Annotated in this window: 19 protein-coding genes; 12 read left to right on the forward strand and 7 right to left on the reverse strand. The window is 71.9% G+C overall.

Annotated features, from left to right (window positions below; translation table 11 throughout):
* From ACIY1X_RS13680 to ACIY1X_RS13690, 3 genes are all read right to left on the reverse strand, one after another.
* On the reverse strand, window positions 1–667 hold a 667-nt coding region (locus ACIY1X_RS13680), incomplete at its 3' end, for a ParA family protein (protein WP_399681231.1).
* A gap of 32 nt (window positions 668–699) precedes the next feature.
* The gene (gene rsmG, locus ACIY1X_RS13685; RefSeq protein ID WP_399681234.1) at window positions 700–1,371 is read right to left on the reverse strand and encodes a 16S rRNA (guanine(527)-N(7))-methyltransferase RsmG; all 672 of its coding nucleotides are present in this window, start codon (window positions 1,369–1,371) and stop codon (window positions 700–702) included.
* Window positions 1,371–1,949: a 4'-phosphopantetheinyl transferase family protein gene (locus tag ACIY1X_RS13690; RefSeq protein WP_399681236.1), complete on the reverse strand. Its 579-nt coding sequence runs from the start codon at window positions 1,947–1,949 to the stop codon at window positions 1,371–1,373. The genes rsmG and ACIY1X_RS13690 overlap by 1 nt, the downstream gene beginning before the upstream one ends.
* Window positions 1,950–1,991: 42 nt before the next feature.
* Between ACIY1X_RS13690 and ACIY1X_RS13695 the strand changes: the two genes are divergently transcribed.
* Together ACIY1X_RS13695 and ACIY1X_RS13700 are read left to right on the forward strand one after the other, a co-directional pair.
* Window positions 1,992–3,380 carry an AMP-binding protein gene (locus ACIY1X_RS13695; RefSeq protein ID WP_399681238.1) on the forward strand — a complete coding sequence of 463 codons (1,389 nt, stop codon included), beginning with the start codon at window positions 1,992–1,994 and terminating at the stop codon, window positions 3,378–3,380.
* A 130-nt stretch (window positions 3,381–3,510) separates the two neighbouring features.
* Window positions 3,511–3,780: a GlsB/YeaQ/YmgE family stress response membrane protein gene (locus ACIY1X_RS13700; protein WP_399681241.1), complete on the forward strand. Its 270-nt coding sequence runs from the start codon at window positions 3,511–3,513 to the stop codon at window positions 3,778–3,780.
* Between the two features lie 81 nt (window positions 3,781–3,861).
* Here ACIY1X_RS13700 and xth read toward each other — a convergent pair whose 3' ends face one another.
* Complete coding sequence (gene xth, locus ACIY1X_RS13705) at window positions 3,862–4,632, reverse strand: exodeoxyribonuclease III (RefSeq protein ID WP_399681244.1); 771 nt, start codon at window positions 4,630–4,632, stop codon at window positions 3,862–3,864.
* 41 nt (window positions 4,633–4,673) lie between these two features.
* Here xth and ltaE point away from each other — a divergent pair, with 41 nt between their 5' ends.
* Both ltaE and ACIY1X_RS13715 read left to right on the forward strand, forming a co-directional pair.
* Window positions 4,674–5,693 (forward strand): low-specificity L-threonine aldolase, encoded by a 1,020-nt coding sequence (gene ltaE / locus ACIY1X_RS13710; protein WP_399681247.1) that lies wholly within the window; start codon window positions 4,674–4,676, stop codon window positions 5,691–5,693.
* A gap of 134 nt (window positions 5,694–5,827) precedes the next feature.
* Window positions 5,828–6,367, forward strand: a complete 540-nt coding sequence (locus ACIY1X_RS13715) for a gamma carbonic anhydrase family protein (protein ID WP_399681250.1) — start codon at window positions 5,828–5,830, stop codon at window positions 6,365–6,367.
* On the opposite strand, the gene ACIY1X_RS13720 is transcribed toward ACIY1X_RS13715, so the two are convergent.
* Complete coding sequence (locus tag ACIY1X_RS13720) at window positions 6,351–6,908, reverse strand: TlpA family protein disulfide reductase (RefSeq protein WP_399681252.1); 558 nt, start codon at window positions 6,906–6,908, stop codon at window positions 6,351–6,353. The two genes, ACIY1X_RS13715 and ACIY1X_RS13720, sit on opposite strands and share 17 nt — an antisense overlap.
* Window positions 6,909–6,979: 71 nt before the next feature.
* On the opposite strand from ACIY1X_RS13720, the gene mutM reads away from it, so the two are divergent.
* The 3 genes from mutM (at window position 6,980) to ACIY1X_RS13735 (ending at window position 11,275) form a co-directional block, all read left to right on the forward strand.
* Window positions 6,980–7,798: a bifunctional DNA-formamidopyrimidine glycosylase/DNA-(apurinic or apyrimidinic site) lyase gene (mutM, locus tag ACIY1X_RS13725; protein WP_399681255.1), complete on the forward strand. Its 819-nt coding sequence runs from the start codon at window positions 6,980–6,982 to the stop codon at window positions 7,796–7,798.
* An 86-nt stretch (window positions 7,799–7,884) separates the two neighbouring features.
* A complete protein-coding gene (locus tag ACIY1X_RS13730; protein WP_399681257.1) occupies window positions 7,885–8,457 on the forward strand; it encodes an ECF-type sigma factor in 573 nt (190 codons plus the stop codon).
* Between the two features lie 4 nt (window positions 8,458–8,461).
* Window positions 8,462–11,275 carry a protein kinase gene (locus tag ACIY1X_RS13735; RefSeq protein ID WP_399681260.1) on the forward strand — a complete coding sequence of 938 codons (2,814 nt, stop codon included), beginning with the start codon at window positions 8,462–8,464 and terminating at the stop codon, window positions 11,273–11,275.
* 9 nt (window positions 11,276–11,284) lie between these two features.
* Here the strand turns inward: ACIY1X_RS13735 and ACIY1X_RS13740 are convergent, their stop codons facing one another.
* A complete protein-coding gene (locus tag ACIY1X_RS13740; RefSeq protein ID WP_399681262.1) occupies window positions 11,285–11,902 on the reverse strand; it encodes a thymidine kinase in 618 nt (205 codons plus the stop codon).
* A 127-nt stretch (window positions 11,903–12,029) separates the two neighbouring features.
* On the opposite strand from ACIY1X_RS13740, the gene ACIY1X_RS13745 reads away from it, so the two are divergent.
* From ACIY1X_RS13745 to plsB, 4 genes are all read left to right on the forward strand, one after another.
* Entirely contained in the window at window positions 12,030–14,003 is a 1,974-nt protein-coding gene (locus ACIY1X_RS13745; protein WP_399681264.1) for a UvrD-helicase domain-containing protein, read from the forward strand.
* 134 nt (window positions 14,004–14,137) lie between these two features.
* Window positions 14,138–15,034 (forward strand): 5'-nucleotidase, lipoprotein e(P4) family, encoded by an 897-nt coding sequence (locus ACIY1X_RS13750; protein WP_399681267.1) that lies wholly within the window; start codon window positions 14,138–14,140, stop codon window positions 15,032–15,034.
* A gap of 190 nt (window positions 15,035–15,224) precedes the next feature.
* Window positions 15,225–16,130: a hypothetical protein gene (locus tag ACIY1X_RS13755; RefSeq protein ID WP_399681269.1), complete on the forward strand. Its 906-nt coding sequence runs from the start codon at window positions 15,225–15,227 to the stop codon at window positions 16,128–16,130.
* An 8-nt stretch (window positions 16,131–16,138) separates the two neighbouring features.
* On the forward strand, window positions 16,139–18,811 hold the full coding sequence (gene plsB / locus ACIY1X_RS13760; RefSeq protein WP_399681271.1) for a glycerol-3-phosphate 1-O-acyltransferase PlsB: 2,673 nt from the start codon (window positions 16,139–16,141) through the stop codon (window positions 18,809–18,811).
* Here plsB and ACIY1X_RS13765 read toward each other — a convergent pair whose 3' ends face one another.
* Entirely contained in the window at window positions 18,812–19,030 is a 219-nt protein-coding gene (locus tag ACIY1X_RS13765) for a YdcH family protein (RefSeq protein ID WP_399681273.1), read from the reverse strand.
* An 80-nt stretch (window positions 19,031–19,110) separates the two neighbouring features.
* On the opposite strand from ACIY1X_RS13765, the gene ttcA reads away from it, so the two are divergent.
* The coding region (gene ttcA, locus ACIY1X_RS13770) for a tRNA 2-thiocytidine(32) synthetase TtcA (protein WP_399681275.1) at window positions 19,111–19,799 on the forward strand (689 nt) is incomplete at its 3' end.

Below are 19,799 nucleotides of genomic sequence, written 5' to 3' on the forward strand. Positions count from 1 at the left end.
TCGGCGCCTCGGCCAGGCGCACGTTGCGCGGGACGATGGTGCGGAACACCTTGTCGCCGAAGTGTTCCACCAGTTCGGCGGAGACCGCGTTGGCGAGGTTGTTGCGCACGTCGAACATGGTACGCAGCACGCCTTCGATCTCCAGCGCCGGGTTGAGCCGCGCCTTGAGCGCGTCGATGGTGCGGATCAGCGCGCTCAGGCCTTCCAGCGCGTAGTACTCGCACTGCATCGGCACCAGCACGCTGTCGGCGGCGGTGAGCGCGTTCAGGGTCAGCAGCGACAGCGCGGGCGGGCAGTCGATGATGATGAAGTCGTAGCGGCCGCGCAGCGGTTCCAGCGCGCGCTTGAGCCGCTGCTCGCGGCCCTCCTCGTCCATCAGCTCGATCTCGGCCGCGGTGAGGTCGGTGTTGCCCGGCAGCAGGTCGTAGCCTTCGGGCGTCTTCACGATCACGTCCGCGGCGTGGCGTTCCTCCAGCAGCACGTCGCAGCTCGAAGCGGGCAGCTCGTGCTTGTCCACGCCGCTGCCCATGGTCGCGTTGCCCTGCGCGTCCAGGTCCACCAGCAGCACCCGCTTGGGCGTGCCGGCCAGCGCCGCCGCCAGGTTGACCGCGGTGGTGGTCTTCCCGACGCCGCCCTTCTGGTTGGCGACAGCGATGATGCGGGCCATGCGCGCGCGTGCCTCATGGAATGGACTGGGGATTATGCGGGATTGCCGCCGGGGGCGCGGCCGACCACCACCAGGTGGCGGGCCGCATCGATGCCGGGAACCGTGAGCGGGCGCACATCCTCGACCTGCCAGCCCGGCGGCAGCGCGGCGATCTCGTCCTCCGGCAACGCCCCCTTCATCGCCAGCAGCACGCCCCCCGGCGCGAGCAGGTGCCCGCCCAGTTCCAGGATCAGCGGCAGCGTCGCCAGCGCGCGCGCGGTGATCGCGTCGAAGGCGCCTGGCTCGGCGACCGCCTCGATCCGCGATTCGAGCACGCGCGCGTTGCCCAGGCCCAGGCTGCGCAGCGCCTCGCGCAGGAAGCGCGCTTTCTTGCCGTTGGATTCGACCAGCGCGACCCGCAGCCCGGGCTTGGCGATGGCCAGCGGAATGCCGGGCAGGCCGGGGCCGGTGCCCAGGTCGGCCAGTTGCCCGCCCCGCGCCGCGATCGCATCGAGGCTGGCATGCATCGCCAGCGAATCGAGCAGGTGTTTGCGCACCATCTCGACCGGCTCGCGGATCGCGGTGAGGTTGTAGGCGCGATTCCAACGCAGCATCAGCGCGAGGTAGGCCAGCAGCGGTTCGGCCAGCGCGCGCGGCAGGCCGAGCGCGTCCAGCCCCGCTTCCAGTTCGGCCCGCGCCCGTGGCGGGAGGTTGCCGTCTTCCATCAGCCCATTGTCCACGCCAGCGCGGCCAGGTACCCGGGGCGCGGCACGAATTCGCGCAGCTGCCAGGCGCCCGGGTCGCCCAGCGCCGGGTCCGCCGCGGCCAGCACCAGCGCGCCGTCGCGCTCGGCGAAGCGCAGCCGTTGCAGGCCGAAGGCGAGGCCGCGCCCGTGCGCCTTCAGCACCGCCTCGCGCGCGCACCACAGGCGCAGGAAGGCGCGCGACACGCCGGCTTCGTCGGGCTGGGCCTGCAGCCAGGCCGCCTCTTCCGGGGTGAAGTAGCGCCGCGCCAGGGCCAGCGCGCGCGGCCGTGGGCGCTCGCGCTCCAGGTCGATGCCGACGCGGGCGCCGCGCGCCATTGCGGCCACGAGTCCATCCCCGCTATGGCTCCAGCCCGCGTCGGCGCCGGGATGCGAGGCCAGCCGCGGGCGGCCGTGGAGGTCGCGCTCGATCCGCAGCTTGTCCGCCGCCACGCCCAGGCGCTGGCCCAGCCATGCGCGCACCACCGGCTCCGCCGCCTGCCCCGGCGACCACGGCAGCCATTGCCATTCGGGGTCGCTGGGTGGGTCGTGCGCGGTCATCGCGCCAGCGTAAAGTAAGCGCGCCACCGGTGCAGGAGAGCCATGTCGGCCGTCGTCGAACCCGCTGCGCGCCCCGCGCGCGACCGTCGCCTGGTGCCGCTGGCCGCGGGCGCGGACGCACGCCTGCTCGCCTTCGGCGGCGCCGGCGGCGCGGTGCCGCTCGGCCGCTTCCTGCGCCAGGTCCGCGCGCTGGCCGCGTGCCTGCCGGAGGCTGGGCACGCGATCAACCTGTGCGAGGACCGCTACCGTTTCCTGCTCGCCTTCTGCGCGGCGGCGGTGCGCGGCCAGGCCACGCTGCTGCCACCGTCGCGCGCGCCGGAAGCGGTGGCCGGGGTCGCACGCCGGCACCCCGGGGCGTATTGCCTGGGCGATGCCGACGCACCCGCGCCCGGGCTGCACCATTGGCGCCTGCCGGAAGTGCTGCACGAGGCGGACGGCGGCGCGCTGCAGGTGGACCCGCGGGCACTGGCGGTGGTCGGCTACACCTCGGGCACGACCGGCGAGCCGGTGGCCAACGCCAAGCCCTGGGCCGCGTTCCACACCAGCACCGCGCAGAACATCACGGCCTTGCGCCACCTGTGGGCGGGCGCGGCGCAGGTCCACGTGGTGGCCACCGTGCCACCGCAACACATGTACGGCATGGAGCTGTCGGTGCTGCTGCCGTTGCTCGGCGACGCGGCGGTGCACGCGGGCCGGCCGTTCTTCCCGCGCGACATCGTGCGCGCGCTCGCCCAGGCGCCGGTGCCGCGGCTGTTGGTGACCACGCCCGTGCACCTGCGCGCGCTGCTGCGCGGCCTGGACGCCGAGCCGTCGCTGGCAATGCCGCCGTTGGCCGGCATCGTGTCCGCCACCGCGCCCTTGCCGGTCGAGTTGGCGGAAGCGGCGGAAGCGCGCTTCGCCTGCGAGGTGCGGGAAGTGTTCGGTTCGACCGAAACCTGCGTCGTCGCCAGCCGGCGCAGCGCCCGCGAGCCGGCGTGGACCCCCTTTCCGGGCGTGCGCCTGACGCCGCTGGATGGCGGCTGCCGGGTCGAGGCGCCGCAGCTGACTGCGCCGGTGGCGTTGGCCGACCTGGTGGACCTGCACCCGGATGGCCGCTTCGAATTGCGCGGCCGCAACGCCGACCTGCTGGAGATCGCCGGCAAGCGGGCGTCGCTGGGCGACCTCACCCGCAAGCTGCTGGCCATCCCCGGGGTCGAGGACGGCGTCGTGTTCCAGCTGGATGAAGAAGACGCGGCCGGGGTGCGCCGGATCGCGGCGCTGGCGGTCGCGCCCGGGCTCGGCGAGGCCGCGATCCTCGCCTCGCTGCGCCGGTCGGTGGATCCGGTGTTCCTGCCGCGCCGCCTGAAGCGCGTCGCAACGTTGCCGCACAACGCCACCGGCAAGCTTCCCAGGGCCGCGCTGCTGGCCCTCATCGGCACGCCAAGCGCCTGATCCACAAGCGTTTTTCGGCCCAGGGTCGGTGCCTTTGCGCTGACGCTCCCATCACGCATCCCTATACAGACTTGTGGTGCCCCGAAAGGGGAGCGGGTCCCCGGTTTCCAATGCATAAGGAGAGTGAACAATGGGTCTCATCATCTGGTTGATCGTGGGCGGCATCATCGGCTGGCTCGCCAGCATGATCATGCGCACCGATGCCCAGCAGGGCATCCTGCTGAACGTGGTCGTCGGCATCATCGGCGCCCTGATCGGCGGCTGGCTGATCTCGCCGCTGATCGGCGACAGCACCAGTGTCGGCGGAGGGTTCGACATCATGGGATTCATCGCCGCCCTGATCGGCGCGATCATCCTGCTGGCGATCGTCAACCTGTTCCGTCGCGGCCGCGTCCGTTGATCCGGGCGCACTGCCGGAGGACACGGACAAGCACTACCTGACGAGGAACCGGAAGCCCGGCCATGCCGGGCTTCTGTCTTTTCAGCGCCCCAGTTGCGTCCACACTGGCGCATGGTCGCTGGGGCGCTCCCAGCCGCGCGGTCCGGTATCGATGCCGCCGGCAGCGCACTGCGCGCGCAAGGCGTCCGACACCAGCACCAGGTCGATGCGCAGGCCCCAGCCGCGCTCGAAACCGCCGAGGCGGTAGTCCCACCACGAATGATGGCCCGGGCCTGCATGGTGCAGGCGGAAGCTGTCGTGCAGGCCGAGATCCGTGATCCGCGCCAGCGCTTCGCGCTCGGGCGTCGAGCACAGGATCTTCTCGCGCCAGCGCTTTGGGTCGAACACATCGTCGTCGGTGGGTGCGATGTTGAAGTCGCCCAGCACCACCAGCTTCGGATGCCGCTGCAGCTCGTCGGCGAGCATGGCCCGCACCGTCTCGAGCCAGCGCAGCTTGTACTCGAACTTCTCGCTGCCGACCTTCTGCCCGTTGACCACGTAGAGGTTGACGATGCGCACCCCGTCCACGGTCGCCGCCAGCACCCGTTTCTGCGGGTCGTCGAAGCCGGGAATGTCGGCGCGCACGTCCTCGATCGCGCGGTCGCGGGCCAGGATGGCGACCCCGTTGTAGGTCTTCTGCCCGGAGAACACGCTGCGGTAGCCGTGGCCGGCCAGCACCGCGTCCGGGAAGCGGTGGTCCTCGAGCTTGGTCTCCTGCAACGCGACCACGTCCGGCGCGGACTCGCGCAGCCACTGCTCCAGGTGCGGCAGGCGGACGTTGAGCGAATTGACGTTCCAGCTGGCGATCTTCATGCCCGGAGTGTCGCCCGGCGGCGGGCGCATTACCATGGGCCATGGCCCACGGAACCACCGGCGACTGGATCGACCTGCGCAGCGACACCGTGACCCGGCCGTCGCCGGCGATGCGCGCGGCGATGGCAGCGGCCGAGGTGGGCGACGACGTCTACGGCGACGACCCGACGGTCAACGCGCTGCAGGACCGCCTTGCCGGAGAGCTCGGTTTCGAGGCCGGGCTGTTCCTGCCCAGCGGCACCCAGTCGAACCTGGTCGCGCTGATGGCGCACTGCGCGCGCGGCGACGAGTACATCGTCGGCATGGACGCGCATACCTACAAGTACGAAGGCGGCGGCGCCGCGGTGCTGGGCTCGATCCAGCCGCAGCCTATCCCGCAGGCCGCCGACGGCACGTTGCCGCTGGATGCGGTGGCGCGCGCGATCAAGCCGGTGGATCCGCATTTCGCGCGTACCCGGCTGCTGTGCCTGGAGGACACCTGGCACGGGCGGCCGCTGCCGCTGGACTATCTGGCGCAAGCGCGTGCGCTGTGCGACCGCCACGGCCTCGGCCTGCACCTGGACGGCGCGCGGCTGTACAACGCGGCGGTGGCGCAGGGCGTGCCGGCGCGCGGGATCGCGAGCCACTTCGACAGCGTGTCGGTGTGCCTGTCCAAGGGCCTGGGCGCGCCGGTCGGCTCGGTGCTGGTCGGCAGCCGCGGGCTGGTCGAACGCGCACGCCGGTGGCGCAAGGTGGCCGGCGGCGGCATGCGCCAGGCGGGCCTGCTTGCGGCGGCCGGGCTGCATGCGCTCGACCACAACGTCGAGCGACTCGCGCAGGACCATGCGCGCGCCGAACGCCTGGCCGGTGCGCTGGCGCCACTGCCCGGCGTCGTCGCGGTGGAGCAGCACACCAACATGGTCTTCGTCACCGTCGCCCCCGAAGCCCTCGCCCGCCTCCGCGACCGCGCCGAAGCGGCCCGCGTGCGCCTCTCCATCGGCGAGGACCCCCGCCTCCGCCTCGTCCTCCACCTCGACATCCCCGAATCCGCCCTCCAGCGGATCGTCGACGTTTTCGCCTGAATGGTCTCTTTTGACACGGATAACGCGGATAACAGCCGATCAACGCGGATGAAGAATTAATATTCCGATCCGCCTTGATCCGTTTTTGATCCGTGTTGATCCGCGTCAAAGGAATCCTTCCGGGAGCCGCGCAAATGAACATCCGCCCGTACCGCAACGTGATGCCGACGCTCGGGGAGCGGGTGTACGTGGATGCCATGGCGGTCGTGGCGGGGGACGTGGTGCTGGGGGACGACGTGTCGCTGTGGCCGGGGGTGGTGGTGCGCGGCGACGTCAACTTCGTGCGCGTCGGCGCGCGCACCAACATCCAGGACGGCACCATCGTCCACGTCAGCCACGATGGCCCGCACGCCAGGCTCGGCGGCTTCGCCACCGTGATCGGCGAGGACGTCACCATCGGCCACCAGGCCATCGTCCACGCCTGCCGCATCGCCGATGCCTGCCTCATCGGCATGGGTTCGATCCTGCTCGACGGCGTCGTGGTCGAAAAGCACGGCTTCGTCGGCGCCGGCGCGCTGGTACCGCCGGGCAAGGTCGTCGGCAGCGGCGAGATGTGGCTCGGCAATCCCGCGCGCAAGGCGCGGATGCTCAGCGACCAGGAGATCGAAGCGCTGTACTACAGCGCGCAGCACTACGTCCGGCTGAAGGACGAATACCTCAGCGCGCAGGCGTAGCGGGCGTCGCCTCGGGCGCCGGCGCCGGCACGCGCGGGAACGCCGCCAGTTCGGCGCGCTGGATCTGCTCGAGGATCCCCGGGAGGTCTTCCTCGAGGTAGCCCTCGAAGTGCTTCTGCAGGCGGCCGTCCGGGCCGACCAGCCACAGGTTCGGGAACATCTGCACGCCCCAGGCCGACGCGACCGCGCCGGCGGGATCGCGGGCCTGCGCCAGCGAATAGCCGCGCATCTGTTTCAGCATCGTGGTCCAGTCCTTGGAGCTGTCGTTCACGTTCACCACCACGACCTGCAGGTGCTCGCTGCCGACCGCCTTCTGCAGGTTCTCCAGGGTCGGCAGCTCGACCAGGCAATAGCCGCAGCGGCTGGTCCAGAACGACACCACCACCAGCTTGCCGCGCCAGGCGTCGAGGGTGACGGGCTTGCCATCCGGGTCCTGCCCGAGCAGGCCCGGCGCCAGCTCGCCCACCGACGGGCCGCGCGCCAGCACCAGGCCGGGCACGAGCAACAGGAGCAGGAAGGCGGAAAGGAGCAAGCGGCGCATGGCGGGTACCGGGAGCGAAAACCGCGGCCATTATCCGGAAATCCGCGCACCGCTTTTGCGACACTGTCGCCATGCCCGAGCTGCCCGAAGTCGAGACCACGCGCCGCGGCCTGGCGCCGCACCTGGAAGGGCGCCGGGTCGCGGGCGTCGTGCTGCGCCGGCCGGACCTGCGCTGGCCGATCCCGCCCGAGGTAGCCCGGCACCTGCCCGGCCAGCGCATCGACGCCGTCCGCCGCCGCGCCAAGTACCTGCTGCTCGACACCGCCGCCGGCAGCGCGCTGCTGCACCTGGGCATGTCCGGCAGCCTGCGCGTCCTGCCCGGGCGGCTCGCGCCCGGCACCCACGACCACGTGGACATCCGGATCGCCGGGCGCGGCGGCAAGGTGCTGCGCTTCAACGACCCGCGCCGCTTCGGCTGCCTGCTGTGGCAAGCGCCGGGCGACGTCCACCCATTGCTGCGCGGCCTCGGGCCCGAGCCCTTGTCCGACGACTTCGACGGCGACTACCTGCACACGCGCAGCCGCGGCCGCAACGCGCCGGTGAAGAGCTTCCTGATGGACCAGCGGATCGTGGTCGGGGTCGGCAACATCTACGCCGCCGAGGCGCTGTTCGCCGCGGGCATCTCGCCGCTGCGCGCCGCCGGCCGGGTGTCGCGCGAGCGTTATCGCGGCCTCGCGGACGCGGTGAAGGCGATCCTCGCCGCCGCGATCCGGCGCGGCGGCACGACCCTGCGCGACTTCACCGCCCCGGACGGGGCGCCGGGCTACTTCGAGCAGGAGCTGGCGGTGTACGGCCGCGGCGGCCTGCCCTGCCCGGCCTGCGGGCGGCCGCTGCGCCAGGCGTCGATCGGCCAGCGCGCGAGCGCATGGTGCGCGCACTGCCAGCGCTGAACGGGCGCGCCGGCGGCGCGTGACGAAAAAGCCCGGCACTACGGCCACTTGCGGGCTATATTGGTCTCCGTCTTTGGGGAAAGGCCTTGGCAGAGACCTCCGAAATCACACTGTGGCTGGATGCCGCGCGCGAGGGCGACCGCGAGGCGCTGGACCGGGTCCTGGCGACCCTGTACCAGGAGCTGCACGCCATGGCGCGGCGCCAGCTCGCGGGCCAGCAGGGCCACACGCTGGACGCGACCGCGCTGGTGCACGAGGCCTACCTGAAGCTGGTCGGCCGCAACGCGGCCCAGTTCGACGACCGCGCGCACTTCTTCGCCTACGCCGCCTCGGCCATGCGCAGCGTCGTGGTGGACTACGCGCGCCAGCGCCTGGCGCAGAAGCGCGGCGGCGACCTGCACCGGGTCGCCGAGCTGCCCGAGGACCTGGAGGGCGGCCTGCGCCTGGACGAGGAAACCCTGGGGCTCGACGTCGCCCTGACCCGCCTGGCCTCGGTCGACCCGCGCCTGGCGCAGGTGGTCGAGCTGCGCTACTTCACCGGCCTGTCCGAGCTCGAGATCGCGGCCCTGCTCAAGCGTTCCGAGCGCAGCATCCGCCGCGACTGGCAGAAGGCGCGGCTGTTCCTGCTGGCCTCGCTGAAGGACACGGCGGACGCCTGACGCCGTGGACCCGGAGCGCTGGAAGCGACTCTCGCCACTGCTCGACGCACTGCTCGAGCTGGACGAAGCGACCCGCGCGCGCAACCTCGCCTCGCTGCGCGAGGAGGATCCCGAGCTCGGCAATGAACTGGCCGAGCTGCTGGCGCTGCAGGACACACGCGAGGACTTCCTCGAGGAACCGCTGGTGGCGCCGCTGCCGGGCCCGCGGCCGGGCACGCTGGCCGGGCCCTACCGGCTGGAGCGGCTGCTCGGCGAGGGCGGCATGGGCCAGGTCTGGCTGGCGGCCCGCGCGGACGGGCTGTACCAGCGCCGGGTCGCGCTGAAGCTGCTGCGCCCCGGGCTCGCCGATCCCAACCTGCGCCTGCGCTTCACCCGCGAGCGGCAGATCCTGGCGCGGCTGGCGCACCCGCACATCGCGCGCCTGCTCGACGCCGGGATCAGCAACGACGGCCAGCCCTACCTCGCGCTCGAGTACGTCGAGGGCGAACCGATCACCACCTGGTGCCGGCGCCGCAACCTGTCCATCGACGCGCGCCTGCGCCTGTTCCTGCAGACCTGTGACGCGGTCAGCCACGCGCACTCGAACCTGATCGTCCACCGCGACCTGAAACCGTCCAACATCCTGGTGACCGCGCACGAGGAAGTGCGCCTGCTCGACTTCGGCATCGCCAAGCTGCTCGACAACGAGGAGCTTCCGCCCGAACAGACCGGCACCGGCCTGCGCGCGTTCACCCTGCACTACGCCGCGCCGGAACAGGTGCGCGGCGAGCCGGTCAGCACCCGCACCGATGTCTACGCGCTCGGCGTGGTCCTGCACGAACTGCTCACCGGCACCCGTCCGTACCCGCTCAAGCGCAGCACCGACGCCGAGTGGGAAGAGGCGATCCTCGGCGCCGATCCGCTGCGCCCCTCGCTGGCGGTGCTGCGCGCCGCGGAGGAACCGGCGGAAAGCGAGCACACCGCGCCGCCCCCGAAGCGGGTGGCGCGCGCGCTGGCCGGCGACCTCGACAACATCGTGCTCAAGGCGCTGGCCAAGAACCCGGAGCAGCGCTACCCCTCGGTCGAGGCGCTGGCCCTGGACATCACCCGCTACCGCGACGGCAAGCCGGTGCTGGCGCGCGCGCAGAGCCTGCGTTACCGGATCGGCAAGTACGTGTCGCGGCATCGCTGGGCGGTCGCCACCGGCGCGCTGGTGGCCCTGGTCCTGGCCAGCGCCTTTGGCGTCATCGCCTGGCAGGCGCGCGAGGCGGTGCGCGAAGCCAGCCGCGCGCAGGCGCTGCAGGATTTCGTGATCGGCCTGTTCGAACGCGCCGGCGACGGCAAGTCGCCACTGGACGTGCGCGCGCTGCTCGATGCCGGCCTGCGCCGCGGCGACGCCGAGCTTGCACGCCAGCCGGCCGCGCGCGCCGAGCTGATGGGCGTGGTCGCGCGCCTGCGCCTGGGCATGGGCGACTACCTGCCGGCCTACGCCTTGCTGCAGCAGCAGGCGGAACTGCTGCATGCGCTGGACGACGACGCGCCGCCGAGCCTGCGCCTGGAGGCCGCGACCGACCGCGGCCGCGCCGAGTGGCTGCTCGGCGACAGCGTCGCCTGCCGCGACGGCATGGCGCCGCTCCGCGACCTGGCGCAGCACGCGCAACGGCAACTTCCGGTGCAGGTGGCCGAATTCTGGTCGCAACTGGGGCGCTGCGAGCGTGGCGCCGGCTCGCCCGCGGCCGCGCGGCCGCTGTTCCAGCGCGCGCTGGCGCTGCGCCGCGACGTGCTCCGGGACGAAGTGGGCGTGGCTCGCAACCTCACCGACCTGGCCGACCTGCGCGCCGATGCCGGCGCCACGGGGGAAGCGCTGGAGGGCTACCAGGCCGCGCTTCGCGGGTTGCGCGCCAGCGTCGGCGCGCAGCAGCCGTTCGCCGCCACGCTGATGCGCAAGCTGTGCGGCCTGCGCCGCGACATGGGCGACACCGTCGGCGCGGAGCGCGACTGCACGCACGCGCTGGCGCTGGCACGCGAACTGCACGGCGACAGCCATCCCGAGACCATCGCCTCGCTGCGCGAATGGGCGATGATGCAGGCCGACATCGGCCGCTTCGAAAGCGCCCGCGAGGCCCTGGACCAGACGCGCGCGTGGACCGTCGCGCACGCCGGGCCCAACCACGGCGGCGTGGCCGACGACGACGACAGCCTGGGACGCGTCGCCTGGGAACAGGGCGACAGCGCCGCGGCGCTCGAGGCGCTCGACAACGCGCTGTCGGCCCTGCAGCACAAGCGCGACCCGATGCTGCTGGCGTCGGTGCTGTCGCACAAGGCGCGGGTGCTGCACGACCTCGGCCGCGACGCCGAAGCACTGCCGCTGCTGGAGCGTGCGCGCAGCCTGCGCGTCACCCACTACGGCCCGACCCACCCGCGGGTCGGCGACCTCGACCGCCAGATCGGCGAGTCGCAGGCCGCGCTTGGCAACGAAGCGGCCGCGCTGCAGGCGCTGCAGTCCGCGCAGCGGATCACCGGCGAGGCGCTCGGCGAGGCGCACCCGATGGCCCGCCACGCGCAGTTCGCGCTGGCGCGGTTCCAGGCCCGGCGCGGCGACGCCGCGGCGCTGGCCCGGCTGGACGTCCTCGCCGGCAAGCGCGATCCGCGCGACGTCTGGTCGCGCGACGTGTCCTGGCTGGCCGCGGCCGAGGCGGCCGAACTGCGCTGCCGCGGCGCCGACCGCGCACAGGTGCTGTCGCGGCTTCACGTGCTCGCCGCGGAAGTGCGCAACGCGATGCCCGAGGGCGGGTCGGTGCTGCGTGCGGTGGAAGCGGTGCAGGCGCGCTGCCGCTGAGCCGCGGACCTACAGCAGGGGCGCCTGCAGCGGTGCGATGTCCGCCTCGCCGCGGACGATCTTCTTGAACTCGGCGCGCGAGACCGAGACGTAGCGCTCGTTGCCGCCGATCTCCACCTGCGGCCCGTCCTGCAGGGCGCGGCCCTTCTCGTCCACGCGCACGGTCATGGTCGCCTTGCTGCCGCTGTGGCAGATGGTCTTGATCTCCTGCAGCTCGTCGGCCCAGGCCAGCAGGTACTGGCTGCCCTCGAACAGCTCGCCGCGGAAGTCGGTGCGCAGGCCGTAGCACAGCACCGGGATGCGCAGCTGGTCGACCACCTCGCTGAGCTGCCACACCTGCGCGCGGGTCAGGAACTGGGCCTCGTCCACCAGCACGCAGTGCAACGGACCGTTGTTCTCCACGCTGGACCGGACCATCCGCTCCAGGTCGTCGTCGCGGGTGAACGGGGTGCCGTCCGCGCGCAACCCGATCCGCGAGGCCACGGTGCCGCTGCCGTCGCGGTGGTCCAGCAACGGGGTCAGGATCGCCACCCGCATCCCGCGCTCGCGATAGTTGTGCGCCGACTGCAACAGCGTCGTCGTCTTTCCCGCGTTCATTGCGGAGTAGTAGAAGTAGAGCTTGGCCATTGGGGCAGGGAGACGGGAGACGGGAAGAGGGAGACGGAAGAGCGCGATCGGACACACTGCAACTCGCGGTGATCTTACAATCGTCCGCACGTCTCCCGTCTCCCGTCTCCCGTCTCCCGTCTCCCCAATGCTCAACCCCCCCCAACGCGAGGCGGTCCTGCACGTCGAGGGCCCGCTGCTGGTGCTTGCCGGCGCGGGCAGCGGCAAGACCCGGGTGATCGTCGAGAAGATCGCGCACCTGGTCGGCTCCGGGCGCTTCCCGGCGAAGCGGATCGCGGCGATCACCTTCACCAACAAGTCGGCCCGCGAGATGAAGGAGCGCGTGGCCCGGCGGCTGAAGGGCGATGCCGGCGAGGGCCTGACCGTGTGCACCTTCCACGCGCTCGGCCTGCGCATCCTCCAGGTCGAGCACGCGAAGCTCGGCTTGAAGCGCGGCTTTTCGATCTTCGACGCGGAGGACAGCGCCGCGCAGCTGAAGGACCTGCTGCCCCCAGGCAGCAAGCCGGACGCGATCGAAGCGGCGAAGCAGCTCGTGTCGCGGGCCAAGAACGCGGGCCTGTCGCCTGAACAGGCGCTCGCGGCGGCCGGCAGCACCCGCGAACGCGAGGCCGCCGCGCTGTACCAGCGTTACCAGCAGCGGCTGTCGGCGTTCAACGCGGTCGACTTCGACGACCTGATCCGGCTGCCGGTGCAGCTGCTCGAATCCGACGAGGCCTGCATCGCCGCGTGGCGCGAGCGCATCGGCTACCTGCTGGTGGACGAATGCCAGGACACCAACGACGCCCAGTACCGGCTGCTGAAGGCGCTGGCCGGCCCGCGCGGCCTGTTCACCTGCGTGGGCGACGACGACCAGTCGATCTACGCCTGGCGCGGCGCCAACCCGGACAACCTGCTGCAGCTCGCGGTCGACTACCCGGACTTGCGGGTGGTCAAGCTGGAGCAGAACTACCGCTGCTCCAACCGGGTGCTGCGCGCAGCCAACGCACTGATCGCGCACAACCCGCACGAGCACCCGAAGACCCTGTGGAGCAGCAACGCCGACGGCGAGCGGATCCGGGTATGGGAATGCCGCGACGCCGCGCACGAGGCGGAGAAGGTGGCCGCGGAGATCCAGTTCCAGGCGCAGAAGCATGGCGCGCCGTGGAGCGAGTTCTGCGTGCTGTTCCGCGGCAACCACCAGTCGCGCGCGCTGGAGAAGGCGCTGCAGCTGCTGCGCGTGCCCTACCACCTCACCGGCGGCACCGCGTTCCTCGACCGCGGCGAGGTCAAGGATGCAATGGCCTGGCTGCGGCTGGTCGCGAACCCGGACGACGACGCGGCGTTCCTGCGCGCGGTGGCGTCGCCCTCGCGCGGGGTCGGCGGCACGACCCTGGCGAAGCTGGCGGAACTGGCGCAGCACGCGCACCTGCCGCTGGCGCGCGCGGCCGAGTCGATCGCGCTGCTGAAGCAGCTGCCGGCGCGCTCGGGCAATGCGCTGCAGGAATTCACCGGCATCGTCCGCGGCCTGCGTGCGGACGCCGCGCGCCTGCCGCCGGCCGAGCTGGTGCGCAGGCTCAACGAGCGAAGCGGCCTGCTCGGGCAACTGCGCGCGCAGTGCAAGGACGAGGCGCAGTTCCAGGCGCGCCGGCGCAACCTGGACGAACTTGCCGACTGGTTCGATGGCGGGCGCAACGCCGGCCCGGGCGAACTTGCCGCGGCGCTGGCGCTGCTCTCGCACGCGGACAAGGGCGATGCCGGCAACCAGGTGCGGCTGATGAGCCTGCACGCGGCCAAGGGCCTGGAGTTCCGCTTCGTGTTCATCGTCGGCCTGGAGGACGGCAACCTGCCGCACGAGGCCAGCCTCGAGGAGGGCCGCCTCGACGAGGAGCGGCGCCTGCTCTATGTCGGCATCACCCGGGCCAAGCAGGCGCTGTGGCTCTCGCACGCGCGCCAGGCGCAGCGCTGGGGCGAAAAGCTGCGGCTGGCGCCGAGCCGCTTCCTCGACGAGCTGCCCGCGGCCGAAGTGCAGCGCGATGGCGCGGATCCGGTCGCCGATGCCGAACGCAAGGCGGAACGGGCGAACGCGGGCTTCGCGGCGATCCGCGAGTTGCTGGGCGGCTGACCACCGGAGCGTAGAGCCGACCCATGGTCGGCTGCTTCCCGGATCAGCCGACCATGGGTCGGCTCTACGGGTCGACGGGTCGGCTCTACGGGTCGGCCCTACAATCCTGGCATCCCCGTTCCCAAGGAATGCCGATGCGCGCCACTCCCGTCTTCGTCCTGCTGTCCGCCGCGCTGCTGGGCGGCTGCGTCAGCGTGCAGACTCACAAGGCCGCCACGCCCGCCGTCACCGCCGCGCCCATCGAACAGGGACCGCTGCCGGACGACAGCCTCAACGCCACCGTCTGGTACCAGACCTCGGTCGAGCGCGACCTGATCACCCGCGAGGTGTACCGCGCCGCCGGCCGCTACCTGGAGCAGGCGCTGGCCGATCCCGCCTGGGACGCGCTGCCGCGGGAAGACCGCGACAACGACCCGGCCGGGTTGCCGCCGGCGATCATCGTCGACGTCGACGAGACCGTGCTCGACAACTCCGCCCACCAGGCGCGGCTGATCCGCGGCGGCGGCAGCTTCGACGAGGCCGGCTGGGACGACTGGGTGCGCCAGCGCGCGGCGCCGGCGCTGCCGGGCGCGGCCGAGTTCCTGGCCGAAGCGGCCCGCCGCGGGGTGACCGTGTTCTACGTCAGCAACCGCACCGTGGCCCAGGGCCCCGCGACCGTGGACAACCTGCGCGCCGCCGGCTTCCCGGTCGACAGCGGCGCCCAGTTCCTGGGCAAGGGCACCGTGGTCGAGGGCTGCGAAGGCACCGGCTCGGACAAGGGCTGCCGCCGCGAGCAGGTCGGCCGCCGGTACCGCGTGCTGATGCAGTTCGGCGACCAGGTCGGCGACTTCGTGGACATCCCGAGCAACAGCCGCGCCGGCCGTGCCGCCGCCATCGCCCCCTACGCGGGCTGGATCGGCGAGCGCTGGTGGGTGCTGCCGAACCCGGTCTACGGCTCCTGGGAGCCGGCCCTGTTCAACAACGAGTGGTCCCTGTCCGAGCGCCAGCGGCGCGCCGCCAAGCAGGCCGCGCTGGACGCAAAAGAACACTGATATCAGCAAGTTATGCCTGTGAATTTCAGGTATTGCATCAGCTTGCCGGGCGGGGTAGCCTGCTCCCGTCCGGCTTCGGCCGGAGCCATGCCACAACTGACTGTCCTCCGGCTGCGCCGGACTTGAGGAGGCCACCGGCCTCCTTTTCTTTGCCAAGATGCGGCTTGCGCCTGGGAGGGGCGCCTCCCGCATGCGCCATCCGCCGCGTCCCGCCATCGCCATCGCCATCCTGATCCTGGGCCTCGCCGCCATGCTGGCGGCCTGCCGCCCGGCGCCCGAGGGCGGCGAGCAGGCACCGGCGCAGCGGCCGCTGGCCGCGACCCGCCCGGCCCAGGCCGTGCGCCAGCTCACCGCGCACCTGCGCGCGAACGAGCTGGAGGCCTTCGCCAGCGAAGCGGTGCCGCCGGAACTGCACGCCCGCCTGCGCCAGGCCTGGGCCGAAGGCCGCACCCGCTGGCCGCTGGACGAGCTGCCGTTCGGCGAGCGCCTGCCCGCGATCCTGGCGGCGCTGGCCAGGCCCGGGTCGGAGGCGCGGTACCAGGAGATCTTCGACCGCCAGTTCGCCGGCGCCGCGCGCGAACTGCGCAGCACCGCGACCTCGCTCGGCCTGTTCGGTGCCCAGTACCTCGAGCAGGATGCCGGCTACAGCGAGGACGAAAAGCAGCACTACACCCAGCTGGTGGCCGCGGCCAGCGCCTGGGGCGCGCGCGCGCCGCTGTCCGACCCGAAGCGCGCGAGCCAGTCGATCGGCCAGCTCGCCGCGGCCGCCCGCCGCACCGGACTCGCCTCGGAGGACGACTTCCGCAAGGCGGGGATGGAGGCGAGCCTGCGCAAGGTCGGCGGGTTCGCGGTCGCCTTCAAGGCCGTGCTGGCCCGCTACGGGCTCGACCTGGACGCCGACCTGGCGACCCTCGACGCGAGCCTGCAGCAGCAGACCGGCGACCGCGCCCGGGTGCGGATGCGCTACCGCTTCGCCGGCCAGGACATCGACACCGTGGTCTCGCTGCGGCGGATCGACGGGCGCTGGTACCTGGAGGATTTCCTGCGCCACGCCGAGGCCGCCGTGGGCGGCGACACGGGGGCCGCTCGGCGATAATGCCGGCAATGCCCACCCAACCGACCCTGCCGTTCGGCGACCTGCCCGAGCCGCCGTCCCCCGGCGCGCCCGGCGATGCCCCGCCGCCACCGGCGCCGCCGCGCCCCCCGGCCAGCCGCGCGCCCGTGCGCCCGCCGTGGTGGTCGCGCCTGCTCGGCGGCCTGCTCGCGCCCTGGATCGGGCTGAAGATCCAGCCGGAGGAAGGCCCCGGCAGCGATGGCCGCCCGGTCTGCTACGTGCTCGAGGACTACGGGCTGTCCAATGCCCTGATCCTGGACCGCGCCTGCCGCCAGGTCGGCATGCCCTCGCCGCTGCGCCCGCTGCCCGGCGATCCGCTCGGCCGCAAGCGCGCCTACGTGGCGCTGTCGCGGCGCAACGCCGGCAGCACCCTGGAGCGCGCCGCCAGCCTGGCCACCAACAAGCGCCCGGTGCCGGTGAAGTCGCATTCGGACTCGCTGGCGCGCCTGCTCGAGGCGCACCGCGCCGACCCCGCGCTGGACGTGCAGCTGGTCCCGGTCTCCATCTTCGTCGGCCGCTCGCCGGACAAGCAGAGCGGCTGGTTCTCGGTGCTGTTCTCGGAGAACTGGGCGCTGGTCGGCCGCTTCCGCCGGCTGCTGGCGATCCTGCTCAACGGCCGCGACACCCAGGTGCAGTTCGCCACCCCGATCTCGCTGCGCAACGTGGTCGACGAGGCGCAGGCCGAGGCGCTGGGCGCCGAGCGCACCGTGCGCAAGCTGTCGCGGGTGCTGCGCACCCACTTCCACCGGATCCGCGAGGCGGTGATCGGCCCCGATCTGTCCACGCGTCGCCTGCTGATCGACAAGGTGCTCGCGTCCGAACAGGTGCGCGAGGCGATCGCCGACCAGCGCCGCCGCGACAAGCGCGCCGGCAAGCGCGGCGACGACGCCTGGAAGAAGGCGCACGAATACGCCTACGAGATCGCCGCCGACTACTCGCACCCGGTCGTGCGCTCGGTCTCGTTCCTGCTGACCCCGGTCTGGAACCGGATCTACCGCGGCGTGCTGGTCCACCACCTGGACACCCTGAAGCAGGCGGCGCCCGGGCACGAAGTGGTCTACGTGCCCTGCCACCGCAGCCACATGGACTACCTGCTGCTCAGCTACCTGCTGTACACGCGCGGGATCGTGCCGCCGCACATCTTCGCCGGGGTCAACCTCAACCTGCCGGTGATCGGCACCCTGCTGCGCAAGGGCGGCGCGTTCTTCGCCCGGCGCAGCTTCCGCGGCAACGCGCTGTACTCGGCGGTGTTCCGCGAGTACATGGCCCAGCTCGTCGCCGGCGGCTACTCCATCGAATACTTCATCGAGGGCGGGCGCTCGCGCACCGGGCGACTGCTGCAGCCCAAGGGCGGCTCGCTGGCGATGACCGTGCGCGCCTACCTGCGCCAGCCAACCCGCCCGGTGCTGTTCCAGCCAGTCTACATCGGCTACGAGAAGCTGATGGAAGGCAGCAGCTACCTCGACGAGCTGAGCGGCAAGCCCAAGGAAAGCGAGTCGATCCTCGGCGTGCTGCTCGGGATCCCGAAGGTGCTGCGCAGCAACTACGGGCAGGTGGTGGTGAACTTCGGCGAGCCGATCCCGCTGGCGGACATGCTCGCCGAGCACGCGCCGGAATGGGACGGCTCCCCGGTGCCCGACGACGACCGACCGGCGTGGCTGGCGGAGACGGTGGACGCCACCGCGCAGAGGATCCAGGAGAACATCAACCGCGCCGCGGACGTGAACCCGGTCAACCTGCTGGCGCTGGCGCTGCTGTCCACGCCCAAGCACGCCATGGGCGAATCCGACCTGCTGGCGCAGATCGCGCTGTCGAAGACGCTACTGGCCGAAGTGCCCTACGGCGACCGGGTCACCGTGACCCCGCACACGCCCGAGCAGATCGTCGCCCACGGCGAGGAGATCGGCCTGCTCACCCGCACCACGCACCCGCTGGGCGACGTGATCGGGGTGCAGGGCGAGGAAGCGGTGCTGCTCAGCTACTACCGCAACAACGTGTTGCACCTGTTCACCTCGGCCGGCTGGATCGCCAACTGCTTCCAGCACAACCGGCGGATGCCGCGGCGGATGGTGCTGCGGCTGGGCCAGGCGGTGTATCCGTTCCTGCAGTCGGAACTGTTCCTGCCGTGGACGCAGGAGGAATTCGGCGCGCGCCTGGACCGGACCATCGACGTGTTCATCCGCGAAGGCCTGCTCGAGCTCGTAGAGCCGAGCCATGCTCGGCTGGACCAGGTCAGCGACGACGACGGCGGGATCCTCGCCCGCAATTCGGGCCAGAGCGACGAGGTGTTCCGCCTGCGCGCGATCGGCCATCCGCTGCAGCAGGCCTTCGAGCGCTACTACATCGCCATCTCGGTGCTGGCCAAGAACGGCCCCGGCACGCTCGGGGCGGGCGAACTGGAACGCCTGTGCCAGCTCGCGGCGCAGCGGTTGAGCCTGCTGTACGCGCCGGCGGCACCGGAGTTCTTCGACCGCTCGCTGTTCCGCGGCTTCATCCAGAAGCTCAAGGAGCTGGGCCTGGTGTGGCCGGACGAAAATTCCAAGCTGGTCTTCGACGAGCGCCTCACCGCGTGGGCGCGCGACGCCAAGATCATCCTCGGCCGCGAGCTGCGGCACACGATCGAGAAGATCAGCCCGGAGGCGATTTCGCCCCCGGGGGAATGATCAGGCCGGCTCGTCGGGGATCAGCGCGCTTTCCAGCTTCGCGATCAGGTCCTTGAGCTGCAGCTTGCGCTTCTTCAGCCGCTTCACCGCGAGCTCGTCGGCGGCGATGTCCGCCTGCATCCGCGCGATGGTGTCGTCCAGCTCGCGGTGCTCGCGCCGCAACGCGGCGACGCGTTCGGCCAGTTGCGCAAGCTCGGCGGGGTCGGTGGGCGGTTGCACGAGGGCACTTTAGCCCGAACCGGGCGCGACCGGCAGGACCGGGGCGCTACAATTCCCGGCCCGCCGCCGTACCCCCGCGCATGACCTCGATCCTGCCCCTCGCCGAGCCCGCCCCGGTCGCCCAGCGCGCGCGCCGCGAGCAGGCCAAGCTGGCCAAGCGCCTGCGCCACCAGGTCGGCCGCGCGATCGCCGACTTCGGCATGATCGAGGACGGCGACAAGGTCATGGTGTGCCTGTCCGGCGGCAAGGACAGCTACACCCTGCTCGACATCCTGCTGCAGTTGCAGAAGAAGGCGCCGGTCTCGTTCTCGATCACCGCGGTGAACCTCGACCAGAAGCAGCCGGGCTTCCCGGAGCACGTGCTGCCGGACTACCTGCGCTCGCTCGGGGTGGATTTCCACATCCTCGAACAGGACACCTACTCGGTCGTGTCGCGGGTGATCCCGGAAGGCAAGACCATGTGCTCGCTGTGCTCGCGCCTGCGCCGCGGCGCGCTGTACACCTATGCCGCGCAGCAGGGATTCACCAGGATCGCGCTCGGCCACCACCGCGACGACATGGTCGCCACGTTCTTCCTCAACCTGTTCTTCCACGCCAAGCTCAGCGGCATGCCGCCGAAGCTGCTCAGCGACGACGGCAAGCACGTGGTGATCCGCCCGCTGGCCTACGTGCGCGAGGACGACATCGCGGCGTACGCCGAGGCGAAAGGTTTCCCGATCATCCCCTGCAACCTGTGCGGCTCGCAGGAAAACCTGCAGCGCAAGCAGGT

Origin of the sequence: Xenophilus sp. (assembly GCF_044462705.1) — a bacterium.
Classification (GTDB): Bacteria; Pseudomonadota; Gammaproteobacteria; order Burkholderiales; family Burkholderiaceae_C; genus Xenophilus; species Xenophilus azovorans.